The following is a 16,404-nucleotide window of genomic DNA, read 5'->3' as shown; positions in this document are numbered from 1 at the left end:
CGCATTATACAGAGGTTTTTCGTTCGGTCAAGCATCAAAATCATTTAATTTTTAAACTCATTTTTGCTTGGTTGCGGGAACAGGATTTGAACCTGTGACCTTCGGGTTATGAGCCCGACGAGCTGCCAGACTGCTCCATCCCGCGTCCGAATCGACTAGTAAAACTTGTGTTGCGTCGAGAGGTGAGACTATAGCAAACTTACAAAAACAGTGTCAACAGTTATTTGCTAAATATATTGTAGAGCGAGGCATATTTGCCGCCAGACTGCATCAATTGTTCATGCACGCCCTCTTCAACGATTTGACCTTGGTCCATCACAATAATTCGACTGGCGTGCTGTATGGTGCTCAGGCGGTGGGCAATCATGATCGTGGTCTTGCCTAACATAAGCTGGTTGAGTGCAGCTTGCACTTTATGCTCGGACTCGTTATCCAGCGCTGAGGTCGCCTCATCGAGAATGAGGATAGGGGCATTCTTGAGCATGGCACGTGCAATCGACAGGCGCTGGCGCTGGCCACCTGACAAACGCAGGCCACGGTCGCCGATATGCGTATCCAGCTGTTGCGGCAGTTTTTCGATAAACTCCCAGGCATACGCTGCTTTGGCAGCGGCAATCACTTCTGCTTTAGATACACCGCGCAAGCTACCGTAAGCGATATTGTTATAAATGGTGTCGTTAAACAGCACTGTCTCCTGGCTCACCAGTGCAAACTGCTGGCGCAAATACGGCAACCCCAGTTGCTGAATCTTGATGCCATTGATGGTAATGCTGCCTTGCTGTACCTCATGAAAGCGCGGTAACAGATGCACCAGCGTAGACTTGCCGCCACCAGACATGCCTACCAGCGCAATACTTTCGCCTGCCTGAATAGTCAGGTTAAGGTTTTTCAATGCCGCATGCTGACCATAAGGATACTTAAAAGCGACATTGTGGAATTGAATCTCTTTAACAGGCTGCTCTAGCGCTAACTCACCCTGATTTATTTCGGTCGGCGTATCCAGCACGGCAAAAACGCTCTGGCAGGCAGTCACTGCAATTTGCACATCCTCATTCACAGAAGCAATCGCCTTCACCGGCCCGATAAGCATGAGCAAAGCACCAATAAACGCCGCGAATTCGCCGGCGGTGAATTGCCCGGCAGAATAATAAATCACCATCCCCAGCGCAATCGCTGCCAGCATTTCAACAAACATGCTATTGAGCCCAGAGATGCGTCCCAGCCTGACCATCATTTGCCGGTTGGTGGCAACGATGCGACTAAACCGCTGGTATTCATAAGCTTCGCCATTGAATACCTTGACGACACGCTGACCACTGGCGGCTTCTTCAATCACCTGTGTCATGTCAGACATACTCGCTTGCACCTGCTTGCCAGAGTTACGTAACTTGGGCGTCATTTTTTTCAGGTAGCGGGTAATGACAGGCGCTAGCATCAAGAAGACCAGCGTGAGTTTCCAATCCAGGTAGAGCATATAAGCCACAATACCGAGAATCGTCAGGCTATCGCGAATGGATGAAATAATGACTTTGGTAACGGCACTATATAGTTGCTCGCAATCAAAGGTCATTTTGGTGGTGATATTGGCAATGGCATGCTGGTCAAAGAAACTGGCAGGCAGTTTTAACATATGGTCAAACACATGATTGCGTACATCTTCAATCACACGCCGCCCGACAATACGCACCAGGTAATTAGAACCAAAACCGGCCAATGCCCGCACAAACAGCAGGCCGCAGAGCATGGCGGCCAGGTAGATGCGCGAACTGTTTTCTGCATGATCAGCAAAACCTTCGTCAGTCACATGTTTAATAGTACTCAGAAAACCGGTATTACTGGCAGAGAGGATGACCAGGCAACACAGTGCTGCGGCAAAGGTCAGCCAATAGGGCTTGATATAGGCCATCAACCTGCTCAGGTATGCGTAAGTGCTGTGTGTATTATTCATTATGGTTGTTTATACCTGTCATAGCTCCACATATATTGCAGCGGGAATTGTGTCACCAGCGCCTCTAGCACCTGGTTAAGTTTGGCCGGTGAAGAAACAGCTTCGGGACTCACCGCTTTTAAATGTAAATCGTAGCCCTGCCCATCCGCTAGCCTTTCCGCCACCACCACAATCACGCGCGTATCGACGCGACTCAATAATTGGCTGACCAGGGTCATGGTGTACATGGGTTTACCAAAAAAACCTACCCACTCACCCTGCCCCTTGCTGGCGATCTGATCGGGCAAAATTCCCACGGCCTGATTGGCGTACAAGGCTTTCAGCATTTGCCTGACACCTTTCAGGTTGGCTGGCGCCAGTCTCACCGCGCCTTTTTGGCGCCCGGCTTGCATAAACGCACGCACCCATGATTGTCGGGAATCGCGATTGAGCACAGTAATCGGTTGCATGCTGGCGTAATAAATAGAGGTAATTTCAAAGCAGCCAATATGTGGCGTCAAAAACAGGATACCTTTGCCATGCGCCATGGCTTCGTCCAGGCAGGCTTTGCCATGCACATGACGTACCCATTGCAGCACCTGCGCCTGTGAACGCGACCAAATGGCTAAAGATTCAAGGGTAAATTTGCCCATCTCTCGCTGATTCTGGCGTACCGCCTGTTGCAAGGCCTGCTCAGAAGGGAACAGGCCACTTTGCCTGAGGTTGCTGATTAACAGTTGGTTTTGTTTAGTCGCGACGACATAAAACAAACGGCCCAGACAAGTACCCAGACGGTGTATCCACTTTAAGGATAACCGGTCCAGCAGGCTACAAATGACTTTTAAAAGATACTGAGTCATGCGGGCATCATCCTGCCGACATCAGCAACGACTGCAATTTAGCCACCACGGACTGCACTGTGATGCCCAGAATATCCTGCTGCGGATCTTGAATCACGCTGGCTCGCGGTGACCATGGCCGGTAGCGCACAGGTGAGCCGGGGCCGAATAGCGTGAGTGTAGTCAAACCTGCAGCCGCAGCTATATGGCCCAGACCGGAGTCATTGCCGAGATAAAAATGACATTGCCTCAACAACGCATACGATTGTGGCAGCGTTAAACCACCGCAGGCGTTATACACAGGCAATGTAGCCTGCGCGACAAATTGCGTTGCAAGCGCCTCGTCAGCCTGGCCTCCCAATAACACCACGCCATCAAAATCTGCCTTGAGTGCATTAGCCACGGCCGCATAGCGTTCCACCGGCCAAACCTTGCCTGCAAAATTGGCTCCAGGCCCGATCGCAAGCCAGCGCCCACTCAGTGGGAATTGCGTAACGACGACTTGAGCATCCTGCTCACTTGCCCACAACTCAGCATTAGGCAGGCAATGACCGACCAGTGTGCGCACGGCCAATAAATGCTTTTCTACCGAGTGCATATGCAGCGTGCTTGCATTGGAATGCTTCTTGAGTCGCCGTCTCGCTCGCAGTAAATAAACCAGAAAATCAGTGCGTAAATCCACAACGATGTCGTAACGTGTTTGCCGTAAAGCGGAAATCAATTGTAGATAACCACGCCAGCCACTTTGCTTGTTGCGCACAAACAATTGTCCAATATAAGGACAAGGCGCAAACAAGGCTGAAGAACGAGGATCACAGACCAGGTCTATGCATGCATCCGGGTACTGCGCATGCAGGGCGGCCAGGACGGGGGTGGTCATCGCGGCGTCACCAATATTAGAGAGCGTAATCACAAGGATGCGCCTAGTCGTGGCCGTGGCGGTCATCGTTGATGGACGGGGATCACGCATGCACGAATCCCAAAGCGTGTAGTGCTGTCTGCAATTGCTGTTGCAACTGCGGTGGAGAAAAATAGCGCGCATATAAGGTATGCGCGGCCTGGCCTTGCTCACGCGCACAATCTGACCATTGCACCACCGCTTCTGATAACGCCTTTGGATTGGCTGCTTCAATTTGCCATAAGCCATGCTGCTTACTGATGTCTGCTGGATACGCAGCGCTGGCACGCGTGATCACTGGCCGCCCGCACGCCAATGCCTGAAATACCTTATTAGGCATCACCTGTGCAGCCTTTTCCGAATCACCAAACACCCCCAGCACAAGATCTGCCTGCGCAATGCGCTGCGGCAACTGGCGATAAGGCACGCTAGCCTCAAAATCCACATTACCCAAACCGACAGCCTGCTGTTGAGCGCTGGCCCTGACAGGTCCGTCACCCAGCAACACCCAACGAATATGCGTATGCTGGCGCGTCAATCTTGCGGCTTCTATGACGGTTTGCACCCCATGAAGGGCAATAAAGCTGCCATAAAACAACACCTCAATTGCGGCCGGGGAGCGTTCGGCTGCAATAGGCGTAAACAAGGGTTGCTCGGCGCCGACATAGACGCAGGCAGTTTTTGCAGCGGACAGCTTGAATCGCTGCATAAACATCTGCCGCTGCGGTTCGGTATCCAGCAAGACCATGTCTGCAGAGTGCAGCCATTGGCTTTCGCGGTTAAGCAAGCGACGTGCTGCCAGGCCATCCGCCCTTATTTTTTGCCGCTCATACACCTGCTTCTGCCAGGCGCTAATCAGGGGGTCGAATAACAACGGGATATTTTTTTTACGTGCCCAACGCGCAGCAGAGGCCACATCGCGGTGTCGGAAACAAGGCACCCACACCAGGTCTGCGCTGAGGCCTTTCAACTGCGCCTCAATATCTGCCAGGGCACTGATGCGCGGTGAGAAATCAATCAGTTGATAACCCAAGGCTTGCAGCAACTGCCTGCAAATGCGGTTACGCGAATAATCCAGGTCTGAACGACCCCACCAAATCACTTTAGGCATGCTTAGGTTCTGCCAAATAAGGAACCAAGCGCTGCGGAGTGAGTTGCTGCATGCAGCTGTGGTGACTACATTGCTTGGCGTAACAGTTCTTGCATGGCACATCCAGTTGTAGCGCAAGCACTTGCTGCCCCAGTGGCTTCACGCGTAACGGGTTAGTCGGGCCACAGATCACGGTCATCGGCGTGCTGGTCGCTGCCGCCAAATGGGCGGTGCCAGTATCATTGGCAACAATGGCGGCCGCCTGCGCGCAGATAACCGGCACCTCAAGCAAACTAGTTTGCCCACACAGGTTCACCACGTGCTGTGGATGTTGGCTGGCAATCGCCAGGCACTCCTCAGTCTCATCCCGCCCGCCGAGTAAGACCACACGCATGCCCTGCTGACCATAATGCGCGACCAAGCCAGCATAATGTTTGGCACCCCAGCGCTTGGTCTGGCTACAGGCATGGCTGCCGCATAAAAAAACCACAAATGATTTGTGCTGCAACGCATGCTCTGCCAACAGTTGCCCGGCAGACGCGACTGACGACGGTGGAGTATGCAGCTTGGGCGCAAATGTGCGCAAAGGGATACCCGCACAAAGCAAGGTTTGCTGCATGATTTGGAAACCGTGTGCCTGAGGCAGGCGCTGCCGCTGGTGTATGGTGTAAGGAAAACGCGGGTGATTACCCAATAACAAGGCTGGCGCCTTACCCATCAGCCTGAGCATGGTCAGCAAGCTTCGGCTTTTATCGTTGGTTTGCAAATCGATAATCAAGTCATACTGCATCGCAGCCACTTCAGCCAGCCATTGCCGGTAGGCACGCCAGCGGCCAGGTTTTTGCTGAAGACTAACACACCAGACCCGGCTAAACCTCGGGTCATGCGCAAACAGAGCCTGCCAGGCAGGCATAGTATTCAGGTGCAACTCCGCTTGCGGAAACGCTAGCCGAATATCTTCCATGATGGCGGTACTGATGACGATATCGCCCATACCACCCCATTTCATAATGAGGATGCGCTTGATGGCCGGGTCACGCGGCAAATCCCGCACGATGGTGTGATCCAGCGTTGCGCCAAAACAATCAGCATCCCGGTATTGCATCAGTTTAACTTGCGCGGTCATTGTTGCTCCGCTCCAGACTGGCAATAAAAGCGCAAGCCAGCAACATTAGTACCGGAAACCACCAAGGCACCAGCATAGGTTGGGTAGTATTGACCGGGAAGTAAATCACCATTAATGGCAAGGTATAAGGCCAGGCCTGATGTTGATCAGTGACTGTTGCCTGCCTGAACCAGCGGACACATAACCCCACAATCGCCACCAACCCCAAACCGCCAACCAATCCGGTTTCCGCCAGCCATTCGACATAGATGTTATGGCTATGTGTAGGATTGTGGGCAAAAGGATCATCGGCACGGCTGGCGTATTGTGCATAGGCACGCTTGTAGTTATTACTGCCTATACCGGTGACTGGATTGGCTTGCCACATATGCAAACCGGTTTCCCACAAGTTCAGTCGATAACTGAGTGCATGATTCACCCGGTCAAAGATGGATTGCTCAGCGGCAGCAATGGCCTGTGTATTCTGCAATTTATATTTGGCTAACTCTGGATTTAGAAAGCTGGAACATAGCGTCACCACTAGCGGCACTGCCAATACGGCCAGCCAGACCTTCCAGCCAGGCTGGCTGCGCCATAGCCCCAGCAGCAGCATCAGAAGATAAATATAGACATAACCACGCGCACCAGACAGCGCCACTACCACCCCGGCCCCCAGCAACATGACCCACGCCAGCCAGGCACGTTTGGCTTGCAAGTGATAAAAAATCAACGGCAGCACGGCCAGCATCAAGATTCCCTGATGCAAATCGCTAAACATGCCCGTTATACGGCCCTCCGGCGTTTTAGGCATACCCAGCACATCCACCCCAAACAGGTATTGAATAGCACTATCCAGTATCCACAGGGCAATGACCCAACTCAGCCAGCGCGCAAGTAATTGCCTGATCGCAGCCTGCTGCAATAGCAGCATCAGGGCAAGGCCTGCCAGATACATCAGGCTAAACCAGGCAATAGCCGCTAATGTGGCTTTGACATCAAACGCATGCAGTAATGATAGCCACATAGGCAGCCACAGCAACAGAAACACCGCTGTCCAGCGGCACACTGCGCGCTGCTTGCGTAAGTCTGAGAGTCTCGCCAGCAACAACCCCGCACCAACAATAGCCAGTAACAAAGTAGGCAACCTCGCACCGCCAGAAAAAGGGCTCCAGGCGATGATCATCACAGCCAGCAATAAGCAAGTGTGTGCTAAAGCCTGTGGCATGACGAGGGGCTTATCCTGATGTAAAGACGCAATGGCATGCATGGTCAACTCTCTTGTCCGGCATCGGCCATCACATCGTGATAAACCGCCAGTGTTTTCTGTTGCATCACCTGTAATGAAAATTGCGTGTTTGGCTGCACTGTTGGCGGATGAGCAAGCCAGCTCAGTGTCAGCATGGCGACTTCAGCCACGTTGCCCACCGGCACCGCCCCTTCCGGCAATAGCGCTGCCAACTGCTCGGCCACGCCACCATGCTGGTAGCCAATCACCGGCACGCCCAAACTCAATGCTTCCACTGTCGTGCGCCCAAAGGCCTCTGGCTCGGTAGATAAAGAGTAAACAATCTTGGATATGGCCATGATCTGTTTCACATCCTGGCGGTAGCCGGTCAAGGTGACACACTCAGACAATCCAGCTGCGTGTATCTTCTGCTGCAAACAGGCGGCAAAGGCCTGTTTATCAGCAGCCACCTCGCCCACCAGCAAAGCGTGTACATCCCGATGTTGCTGGCAAACAATGCGCAACATATCGACGAAGTCTGCGGCGCCTTTCCAACGTGAGACCCTGGCGGGCAACACCAGCAAGCGCTTGCCACGCGTCTGCGGATATTCGGCAAACCATTCTTGTTGCCAGTTCAGATCTGGCGTATAGCCTGGCGTGTATTGCGCGGTATCCACCCCACGGTAAATCAGCTGCAATTTGCGTGCATCTACCTGATACTCCCGCTGTGCATAGGCCTGTATCGTTTTAGAAATCACAACCACCCGTTCACCACAGGTCATGATGCGGCTATACCAACCGGGACGATAATAACCATGCACCGTCGTCACCAGGTGTGGCCGTTGCTCAGGGGACATGCCTTTCCAGGCCAGATACACGACCCAGGCCGGAAAGCGCGAACGCACGTGCACAATATCCACTTGTTCACGCCGCCATAGTGCACGCAATTTAGGAATCAATAAAAAAGTCAGCAGCGATTTTCGCCCGATGGCAAAGGTAAAATGCGTACTGCCTGCGGCCTCCAGCTCAGCTACCATGCGCCCGCCCGCCGACATCACCAGCGAGCGGTGACCTTGCGAAACCAGATGCGCAGCGACCTCCAAGGTGCCCCGCTCTACCCCGCCCGATTGCAAGGCAGGTAATACTTGTAAAACTGTCAGTGTGCGCAAAACAGGAATTCAACCACTAGCTTAATCGTGATACCAGGCGACGCCTTGTAGAAGTGCTGTTGAAATAAGCCAGCAAGGCATCACTGCAACGGCTGGCTTCATTAAAACCGAGCACTGGTCGCATATATTGGCGATACAAACCATAAGGGTCATATCTGGTGACCAGTTGGCGGTCGACTAATTTTTCGATGCCACGGCTAACGCGGCCGCTGCTTTTTGCAGAGAGGCTAATCAGCCCTACCGCCACTTGTGCCGTAAGCGCTTCATATACCATGGAGACAGAATCTTCAGTCACCCAGGCGGTAGAGACGCGTGCCAAGGTAGTTTGCACCCAGTCTTTGCCAGTTTCAGCAATCGGGATAATCGTCAGGTTGGTCAACCTGACGCGCTGCATGGCAGAAACAAAGCTGGCTGGCGTGCGTCTGGAGGTGGTCAGGACGAAATTGATTTCGGTATGCTTGCGTACCAAGTCATAGACTTGCGCAATCACACCCAGCTCATCCCAGTGGAAATGCTTACAGGGGCCGCCAATCATGATTAGCACATCACTGCTCTCTTTTTTAACAGGGCCAGGCTGAATATGATTAATGACGCCACGCGTTTCGATAAAACTGGAAAAACCACGATATTGGTCGTGTTCCGGGATCAAACAGACATCGAACAATTCGGCAGGGAGGCTGGGTTGCATCATGCACACCGTTTGTCCGCCATAAGCGCGCTTGGCAGCCAGCATATGCCCGTGCGTGGCATGGCCAGCACCAATAATCATGTCCGGTTTGGGCAAATCTTTACCGGCAGGCCACACACCTGCGGCCAGATATAACCAGCCTACCGTACCGCGGCCTACGGGTACATCGACGACGTGAACCGGCAAACGCTGCTGCATGGCATTGACCAGGCCTAAAGACTGATGCTCATGACCGGGCTTGCCGTCTAACAGACGCCAAACCACTAGGGCATTGCTTGAACCTAGAGAATTGTTTGAACGATTTTGACTGATCATGGGCACCACCTGCATATGCCGTGCAGGTTAGAGGTGCATCATGACAAAAAGATTAAAATAAAAAGAAGGAATTATGTCGATGCACCCGCGACATAGCACGGGTGCAATATAGAAACTTATGAAAATCAGTTACTTGGCCGCGCCGAATACCTTTTTGAGCAGGCTACTGGCCTGGCCCATCGGGTCCTGACGAATCGCCGCCTCTTCTTTGGCAATCATCAGGTAAACCCCGTCGAGTGCTTTTTGCGTGACATATTGATTGATGTTGGCATCTTCTTTTTTAATCACGCCAAACTTGCTGCCCATCTCGGCATATTTATTATAGGTATCGGCCAATTGCACATTGGCGGTGGCTTTTTGCACGATGGGCAAGAACTTAGCCGCCATATCTGTCGAAGTCGTTTTCTTGAAATATTGTGTGGCCGCATCTTGCGGGCCAGTGAGGATATTCTTGGCATCTGTCACACTCATTTGCTTGACCGAGTTGACCAATAGCGTTTTAGCTTCAGGCACGGCTTGTTCGGCTGCACGGTTCATCTTGAGAATCAGTTCATCCGCCTGGCTGCCCATACCGACCAGTCGCATGCCTTTTTCGATTTTCTTTAATGACTCCGGCAATGGGATTTTGACATCTTTATTCCCCATAAAACCGTCTGTGGCACCTAGCAGGCCCACTGCTTTGCTCACGCCCTGGTTAAGGGCAAGTTTCAGCCCATCGCTGGTTTCCTGTTCGCTCAGATTGCTGACCGCACTATTATTACTGCTACTACTGGTCGAGCTACCGCCGACTTTCTCAACAATATCGCCCAAGCCTTTGAGGTCCAACGCTTGTGCATCTGTGATTAATAAACCGGCCAACAATACCCACGCTGTATTTTTCATGATTACGCTCTTTAACAAGTTAAATGCAGTGTACCCATAAAGCACAAAGCAAGTCCAGATGGACTTGCTTTGTATTGAGGCCTGCAGAAAAAAGATCAGGCTTTAAACGGTGAAACTTGCCAGATACGCTGCGCATAGTCAGCAATAGTGCGGTCACTGGAGAATTTCGCCATACGCGCCACATTCAAAATCGCCATACGTGACCAGGCCTCTTCATCCTGATACAAGGCCGCCACTTTTTCTTGCGTGGTGACATACGCAGCATAGTCCGCCAGCAACAAGTACTGATCCCCTTTGTGCAACAAGGTATCCACAATCGCCTGGTAACGGCTAGGCTCTTCTACTGAGAAGAAGCCATTACCTATCATGTCGATGACTTGTTTCAGTTCATGGTTGCCATGGTAATAATCCCATGGGTTGTAGTTGCTGGCTTTCAGTTGCGCGACTTCTGGCGTGGTCAGACCAAAAATAAAGATATTCTCGTCGCCCACTTCTTCCATAATCTCAACGTTGGCACCATCCAGCGTGCCGATGGTCAGCGCGCCATTGAGCGCCATTTTCATATTACCGGTGCCGCTGGCCTCGGTGCCTGCGGTTGAAATTTGCTCGGACAAATCAGCCCCCGGAAACAGGATCTCCGCTGCGCTCACCTCATAGTTAGGGTAGAACACAACTTTCAGCTGATCATTGACTGCTGGGTCATTATTAATCATCACCGCCACATCGTTAATCAAACGGATGATCTGCTTGGCCAGCCAATAGCCTGGCGCAGCCTTACCGGCAAAAATCACCACACGCGGCGTATGCTGGCTCACTTGTCCGCTACGGATACGGTTATACAAAGTGATTACGTGCAAGACATTTAATAACTGACGCTTGTATTCGTGGATGCGTTTAATTTGCACATCAAACAAAGCATTGGTATTAATGGCGATGCCTGTTTTTTGCAGGATTTTGTCGGCCAGGCGCTGCTTGTTGGCTTTTTTAACCTCACGGAACGCTTTTCTGAACGTAGCATTATCAGCAAGCGGCTCAACCTTTTTGATCAAACTCAGGTCTTTCTGAAAACCAGCGCCAATATGCTTGGTTAACAATTCCGTCAGCAAAGGATTGGCCTGGTTTAACCAGCGACGCGGTGTAATACCATTGGTCACATTGGTAAACTTGCCCGGATAGATTTTATTAAAATCGGCAAACAAGGTAGTTTTTAACAACTCGCTATGCAACTCGGCTACCCCGTTCACAGTATGGCTGCCGACAATCGCCAGGTGCGCCATACGCACGCGGCGGCCATGCGTCTCATCAATAATGGAGACACGTTGCAACAAGGCAGTATCGCCCGGGAAGTGCTGATTCACCATTTGCAGGAACTGGTGATTAATTTCGTAAATAATCTCCAGGTGGCGTGGCAATAACTGCGCGAACAAATCGACCGACCAGGTTTCCAGCGCTTCAGGCATCAGCGTATGGTTGGTATATGCAAACATTTTGGTGATCAATTTCCAGGCTTTGTCCCATGGCAAGTGGTAATGATCAAGCAGTTGATGCATCATTTCAGCAACAGCAATAGCAGGGTGCGTATCGTTGAGCTGAATCGCCACCTTCTCCGGCAGGGTGCTCCAGTCAGCGTTATAGTTGGTAAACCGATGCAGAATATCCTGCGTAGACGCCGAGACGAAAAAGTATTGTTGTTTCAGGCGTAGCGCCTTGCCAGATTCTGACGTGTCATTCGGATACAGCACTTGCGAAATGGTCTCTGCACTATGGCGCCCTTCAACCGATTTCTCATAATTACCTTCATTAAAGTATGCCAGGTCAAACTCATTGGTTGCCTTGGCTGACCACAAACGCAGATTGTTCACCGTTTGCGTGCCATAGCCAGGCACCGGCACATCATAGGGCATGGCCACCACAGTTTCATGATCTACCCAGTGATGTTCGATACCGTGTTCAGTATGCACGTGCAACACGCGGCCATAAAACTTCACCTCACACGTATGCTCTGGACGCTGCACTTCCCAAATATTTTGGTAGCGTAACCAGTTATCCGGATTTTCTTTTTGCTGGCCGTTTTCTATGGTTTGCCTGAACATGCCATAGTCATAGCGGATACCGTAACCCGTGGCCGGAATATCCATGGTCGCCATGGAGTCGACAAAACACGCTGCCAGACGACCCAGGCCACCGTTCCCCAAGGCAGCATCCGGCTCCAGTTCGGCCACGCCTTCCAGCCGCTGGCCGATTTCCTGTAAACCATCGCTTAGTTCCGGTGCAATGCCCAAATTAAGTGCGGCATTAGACAGCATGCGTCCGATCAAAAACTCAAGTGAGAGATAATAGACACGCTTGGTATTGGCATCACGATAGGCATCGCGCGTATTCACCCAGCGGCTCATCAAATGGTCGCGTACAGTAAAGGCTGCGGTCTGGTACCAATCGCGCGTCGTCGCCCATGAATTGGACTTGCCGATGGAAAAAGTAAGGTGATTACGCAACGCCTGCGGAATCGGCAGTTGCTCAAGCAAGAACTCATCGACCGCTTGCGCTGTGTCAGATTTATCAGCTTTTTTAGGTGTTTTTTTCACATTGGCAGTCATACATCTTCCCCTGAGGTGTTGATCACAAATTTGCTTTAAATGAGCCAAAAGCAAAAAACAAGCCTACAACAAGAATATGTCAGACATAAAAAAAGCCACGAAATTCATGTTGTGGCTTTTGATTATAACGCCCGAAGATGGCGAAAATAAAAGAGTTTTACAATTTCCAGGTATAGGCCACCCCTAATGCATCCTGATACATCTTCAGGTTTGCCTCGCCGCCGCCAAAGGCAGCCGGGATCGAACCACTGCCATTGACACTGTTTTCAAAGGCATGCGTATAGGAGAACGACAGTTCGGATTGCGGGCTTAATACCCAAGTCGCCCCCACCGACACATGGTCTTTTACCACGCCCGGCGCCAGGATATTGAGCAAGGTATCACCGCGGCGGATAGGCTGATCAACATGGTTAAAGCCAGCACGCAAGGTTAAAGCGGGGCTATATTGATACAGCGCTCCGACTTTATACACCTTGGCATCCTGCCAGTTAAAGCCGGCGCCATTGTTATTACCGAGGCCATTAAACAAATTCGCCTGTGAGGCATTGCCTACGGCATCTACCTCACCGTAATTAATGCGTTGAAAATCTGCTGCCAACGTCAATGCCGGCGTCACCTTCACCGCCACACCAACGCCATAAGTAGACGGGATATCAAAGTCACCCTGCTCGGCAAACAAACCTTTATATTTATCAAACTTGCTCATATAGGTGCGGCTCTGGTAAGTCGCGCCCAAGGTCACCGTGTCGGTAATCTCGCCCAGCCAGCCGATATGCACGCCTGCCCCATATGAATTGTCGTGGCCATTGTTAGTCACACGCCCAGGCGCAGCGCTGAATGTTGCGTTATCAAAACCCTGCAGTCCTTTGGCTTCAAAACGCTGGTAAGCCAGGTTTAACGACGCGCCAATAATATGCTTCTCAGACACCTTCCATGTCGCGGTCGGCGCCACAAATACCTGGATCAGATCTACCCCGGCACTGCCCTGACTTTGAAACAATGGAATACCATTTTTGTAATCGGTATTCATGCCGCCATTGCCATACACACTCACACCGAGCGTCACATCTTCAGAATATTGCTTGTTGTAACCAAACTCGGGAATCAGGAAATTCTGCGTATCGTTACCTTTGTAGGTGCCATTGGCGCCTGGTGAAGGACTACCTTCCAGCTCAGACTCTCGCACTGGCCTAAACCAGGTCGCACCCGCATCAATACGGTCACCTACTTTGCCCATGCCAGCCGGGTTAGCCGCGGCAGCTAATGCATCCTGCGGCAAGGCAATGCCAACACCAGCCACGCCCTGTGAGCGCACGCCATAACCGTGTGCAAAATAGCCATCGGTTGCCCAGGCGCTACCAAACGAAAACGACACCAATAACGGAAACACTGTTGCCACACGACGTATCATGACTTTCACCTCGGTTTATATGAGTTGTAGCCATAAACTCTAGCAAAGCTCCTAAATATCAATAAATAATAAATAATGATATATTTATAACTTTAAAATATAAAAAAGTCCGCCTAAGCGGACTTTTTTAAAGCGACCTGATGCATTACAAAATCAGGCTGTTCATGCGTTTGACAAAACTGGCCGGGTCTTCCAGTTGTCCTCCCTCGGCCAGCAAGGCCTGATCAAACAACACATGCGCATAATCGGCAAACTTGGCATCGTCAGTTTCCGCGCCCAGCTTTTCCACCAATCGATGCGTAGGATTAATTTCCAGCACAGGTTTGCTATCAGGCGCCTTTTGCCCGGCAGCTTTTAAAATACGCGCCAGGTTACCCGACAAATCGTGCTCACCGGCCACCAGGCAGGCTGGCGAATCGGTCAGGCGATGGGTCACTTTTACTTCTTTTACTGTGTCGCCTAATGCTGCCTTCAAGCGCTCAACCAGGTCTTTGGCATTTTCTTCCACCTGCTTCTGTGCTTCTTTATCAGCATCATCTTCCAGCTTGCCCAGGTCCAGATCACCTTTGGCAATCGACTGCAATTTCTTGCCCTCAAACTCGGTCAGGCTGCCCAGCAACCACTCATCCACCTTGTCCGACATCAGCAACACTTCAATGCCTTTTTTGCGGAAGATTTCCAGGTGCGGTGAGTTTTTGGCGGCGGCAAACGTATCGGCCGTGATGTAGTAAATCGCCTCTTGCTCCGGCTTCATGCGGCCAATGTAATCTTTCAGCGACACGTTTTGTGTCTCCGTGTCCGCATGCGTAGAGGCAAAGCGCAACAAGCCAGCGATTTTGTCTTTATTGGCAAAATCTTCGCCTGGACCTTCTTTCAGCACACGGCCAAACTCGTCCCAGAACTTGGCGTAGTCTTCCGGTTTGTTTTCAGCCACATCTTCCAGCAAACTCAATACTTTTTTCACTGAGCCATTTTTAATCGCTTCCACGTNNGTCTTGCAGAATCTCGCGCGACACATTCAACGGCAAATCGGCTGAATCAATCACGCCGCGCACAAAGCGCAGGTATTGCGGCATCAGCTTTTCTGCGTCTTCAAGAATAAATACGCGCTTCACATACAACTTGATGCCCTGGCGGCGATCACGGTCATACAAGTCAAACGGCGCTTTGCCTGGTACATACAGCAATGAAATATACTCTTGCTTGCCCTCTACGCGGCTATGGGTATACGCCAGCGGATTTTCGTAATCATGCGAAACGTGTTTATAAAACTCGTTATATTCCTCTTCAGTGATGTCGCTCTTGCTACGCGCCCACAACGCCGAGGCCTTGTTAATGGTTTCGTCTTCATCGGTCGCCACCATCTGGCCGCCTTCGCCATTCTCGCCATCTTTCCATTCGGACTTTTTCATGACGATAGGCAAGGTGATATGGTCTGAATACTTACGGACAATGGTTTTCAGTTTCCAGTCATTAAGAAACTCATCTTCACCTTCGCGCAGATGCAAAATAACCTCAGTGCCGCGACCGGCTTTTTCAGTCGTTTCAATCGTGAAATCGCCTTCACCACCCGACTCCCACTTGATCGCCTCGCTTTCACCGGCACGGCGCGTAATCAGTGTCACTTTGTCTGCAATGATAAAGCTGGAATAAAAGCCTACACCGAACTGGCCAATCAGGTTGGCATCTTTGGCCTGATCGCCGGTCAGGTTCTGAAAGAACTCTTTGGTGCCGGACTTGGCGATGGTACCGATATTGTTAATCACCTCTTCGCGACGCATACCGATGCCGTTATCGGCAATGGTCAACGTGCGTGCGTCTTTATCAAAGGCGATATTAATCTTTAACTCGCTGTCATTTTCATACAGGCTGCCGTTAGAAATCGCTTCAAAACGCAATTTATCAGCGGCATCCGAAGCGTTGGAAATCAACTCGCGCAACACGATCTCTTTGTTGCTATACAGCGAGTGAATCATCAATTGCAGTAATTGTTTGACCTCGGCCTGAAAGCCCATGGTCTGTTTAGATTGCGATTCTGCTGTCGCAGTAGTCATGACAATTTCTCCAAAAAACAGGGTTAAACACAAAAATTTACGTTTAGATGGGGAAATAAAAATCGTTTTTCAAGAGGGAAATTGTGAAAGCTGTGTCATCCGCCAGCCAATCCATTATTTAAGTCCTCAATCAGCCGCCTGCGTCTGACAGACAGTCATTAAAATCCATGCTTTTTCAGGCATTTGAGATGCATTTGTTTGCAT

At 51.0% G+C, this 16,404-nt stretch carries 11 protein-coding genes, 1 tRNA gene and 1 pseudogene; all 13 read right to left on the bottom strand.

Going from position 1 to position 16,404, the window contains the following annotated elements:
• Positions 1-68: 68 nt before the first annotated feature.
• Positions 69-145 (bottom strand) — tRNA-Met (locus B3355_RS02910).
• A gap of 75 nt (positions 146-220) precedes the next feature.
• A complete protein-coding gene (gene msbA, locus B3355_RS02905; protein ID WP_292780005.1) occupies positions 221-1,948 on the bottom strand; it encodes a lipid A export permease/ATP-binding protein MsbA in 1,728 nt (575 codons plus the stop codon).
• Positions 1,948-2,787, bottom strand: a complete 840-nt coding sequence (locus tag B3355_RS02900) for a lysophospholipid acyltransferase family protein (RefSeq protein ID WP_292780003.1) — start codon at positions 2,785-2,787, stop codon at positions 1,948-1,950. Before B3355_RS02900 ends, msbA begins: the two co-directional genes overlap by 1 nt.
• 7 nt (positions 2,788-2,794) lie before the next feature.
• Positions 2,795-3,736, bottom strand: coding sequence for a glycosyltransferase family 9 protein (locus B3355_RS02895; RefSeq protein WP_292780001.1), 942 nt, complete (start codon positions 3,734-3,736; stop codon positions 2,795-2,797).
• Complete coding sequence (locus tag B3355_RS02890) at positions 3,729-4,775, bottom strand: glycosyltransferase family 4 protein (RefSeq protein ID WP_292779999.1); 1,047 nt, start codon at positions 4,773-4,775, stop codon at positions 3,729-3,731. The genes B3355_RS02895 and B3355_RS02890 overlap by 8 nt, the downstream gene beginning before the upstream one ends.
• On the bottom strand, positions 4,768-5,880 hold the full coding sequence (locus B3355_RS02885; RefSeq protein ID WP_292779997.1) for a glycosyltransferase family 9 protein: 1,113 nt from the start codon (positions 5,878-5,880) through the stop codon (positions 4,768-4,770). Before B3355_RS02885 ends, B3355_RS02890 begins: the two co-directional genes overlap by 8 nt.
• Positions 5,864-7,126 carry an O-antigen ligase family protein gene (locus B3355_RS02880; protein WP_292779995.1) on the bottom strand — a complete coding sequence of 421 codons (1,263 nt, stop codon included), beginning with the start codon at positions 7,124-7,126 and terminating at the stop codon, positions 5,864-5,866. The genes B3355_RS02885 and B3355_RS02880 overlap by 17 nt, the downstream gene beginning before the upstream one ends.
• A 2-nt stretch (positions 7,127-7,128) precedes the next feature.
• On the bottom strand, positions 7,129-8,253 hold the full coding sequence (locus tag B3355_RS02875) for a glycosyltransferase family 4 protein (protein ID WP_292779993.1): 1,125 nt from the start codon (positions 8,251-8,253) through the stop codon (positions 7,129-7,131).
• Between the two features lie 16 nt (positions 8,254-8,269).
• Complete coding sequence (locus B3355_RS02870; protein WP_292779991.1) at positions 8,270-9,256, bottom strand: mitochondrial fission ELM1 family protein; 987 nt, start codon at positions 9,254-9,256, stop codon at positions 8,270-8,272.
• A gap of 129 nt (positions 9,257-9,385) precedes the next feature.
• A complete protein-coding gene (locus B3355_RS02865) occupies positions 9,386-10,138 on the bottom strand; it encodes a DUF4197 domain-containing protein (protein WP_292779989.1) in 753 nt (250 codons plus the stop codon).
• A 95-nt stretch (positions 10,139-10,233) separates the two neighbouring features.
• Positions 10,234-12,735 (bottom strand): glycogen/starch/alpha-glucan phosphorylase, encoded by a 2,502-nt coding sequence (locus tag B3355_RS02860; protein ID WP_292779987.1) that lies wholly within the window; start codon positions 12,733-12,735, stop codon positions 10,234-10,236.
• 157 nt (positions 12,736-12,892) lie between these two features.
• On the bottom strand, positions 12,893-14,146 hold the full coding sequence (locus B3355_RS02855; protein WP_292779985.1) for an OmpP1/FadL family transporter: 1,254 nt from the start codon (positions 14,144-14,146) through the stop codon (positions 12,893-12,895).
• Positions 14,147-14,291: 145 nt separating this feature from the next.
• Positions 14,292-16,200, bottom strand: a pseudogene (gene htpG, locus B3355_RS02850) (molecular chaperone HtpG).
• Between the last annotated feature and the right edge of the window lie 204 nt (positions 16,201-16,404).

The organism is Methylophilus sp. UBA6697, from assembly GCF_002454655.1.
In the GTDB taxonomy this organism is placed as follows: Bacteria; Pseudomonadota; Gammaproteobacteria; order Burkholderiales; family Methylophilaceae; genus Methylophilus.
The sequence above is the reverse complement of the archived record's forward strand: the minus strand, read 5'-3'. Positions and strand labels throughout refer to the sequence as shown.

What these genes read in the sequence shown, in the direction of transcription:
- B3355_RS02885 (WP_292779997.1), bottom strand. Translation starts at nt 5,880, where the DNA reads ATGACCGCGCAAGTTAAACTGATGCAATACCGGGATGCTGATTGTTTT.
- B3355_RS02855 (WP_292779985.1), bottom strand. Translation starts at nt 14,146, where the DNA reads ATGATACGTCGTGTGGCAACAGTGTTTCCGTTATTGGTGTCGTTTTCG.
- B3355_RS02860 (WP_292779987.1), bottom strand. Translation starts at nt 12,735, where the DNA reads ATGACTGCCAATGTGAAAAAAACACCTAAAAAAGCTGATAAATCTGAC.
- msbA (WP_292780005.1), bottom strand. Translation starts at nt 1,948, where the DNA reads ATGAATAATACACACAGCACTTACGCATACCTGAGCAGGTTGATGGCC.
- B3355_RS02865 (WP_292779989.1), bottom strand. Translation starts at nt 10,138, where the DNA reads ATGAAAAATACAGCGTGGGTATTGTTGGCCGGTTTATTAATCACAGAT.
- B3355_RS02895 (WP_292780001.1), bottom strand. Translation starts at nt 3,736, where the DNA reads ATGCGTGATCCCCGTCCATCAACGATGACCGCCACGGCCACGACTAGG.
- B3355_RS02880 (WP_292779995.1), bottom strand. Translation starts at nt 7,126, where the DNA reads ATGCATGCCATTGCGTCTTTACATCAGGATAAGCCCCTCGTCATGCCA.
- B3355_RS02870 (WP_292779991.1), bottom strand. Translation starts at nt 9,256, where the DNA reads ATGATCAGTCAAAATCGTTCAAACAATTCTCTAGGTTCAAGCAATGCC.
- B3355_RS02900 (WP_292780003.1), bottom strand. Translation starts at nt 2,787, where the DNA reads ATGACTCAGTATCTTTTAAAAGTCATTTGTAGCCTGCTGGACCGGTTA.
- B3355_RS02890 (WP_292779999.1), bottom strand. Translation starts at nt 4,775, where the DNA reads ATGCCTAAAGTGATTTGGTGGGGTCGTTCAGACCTGGATTATTCGCGT.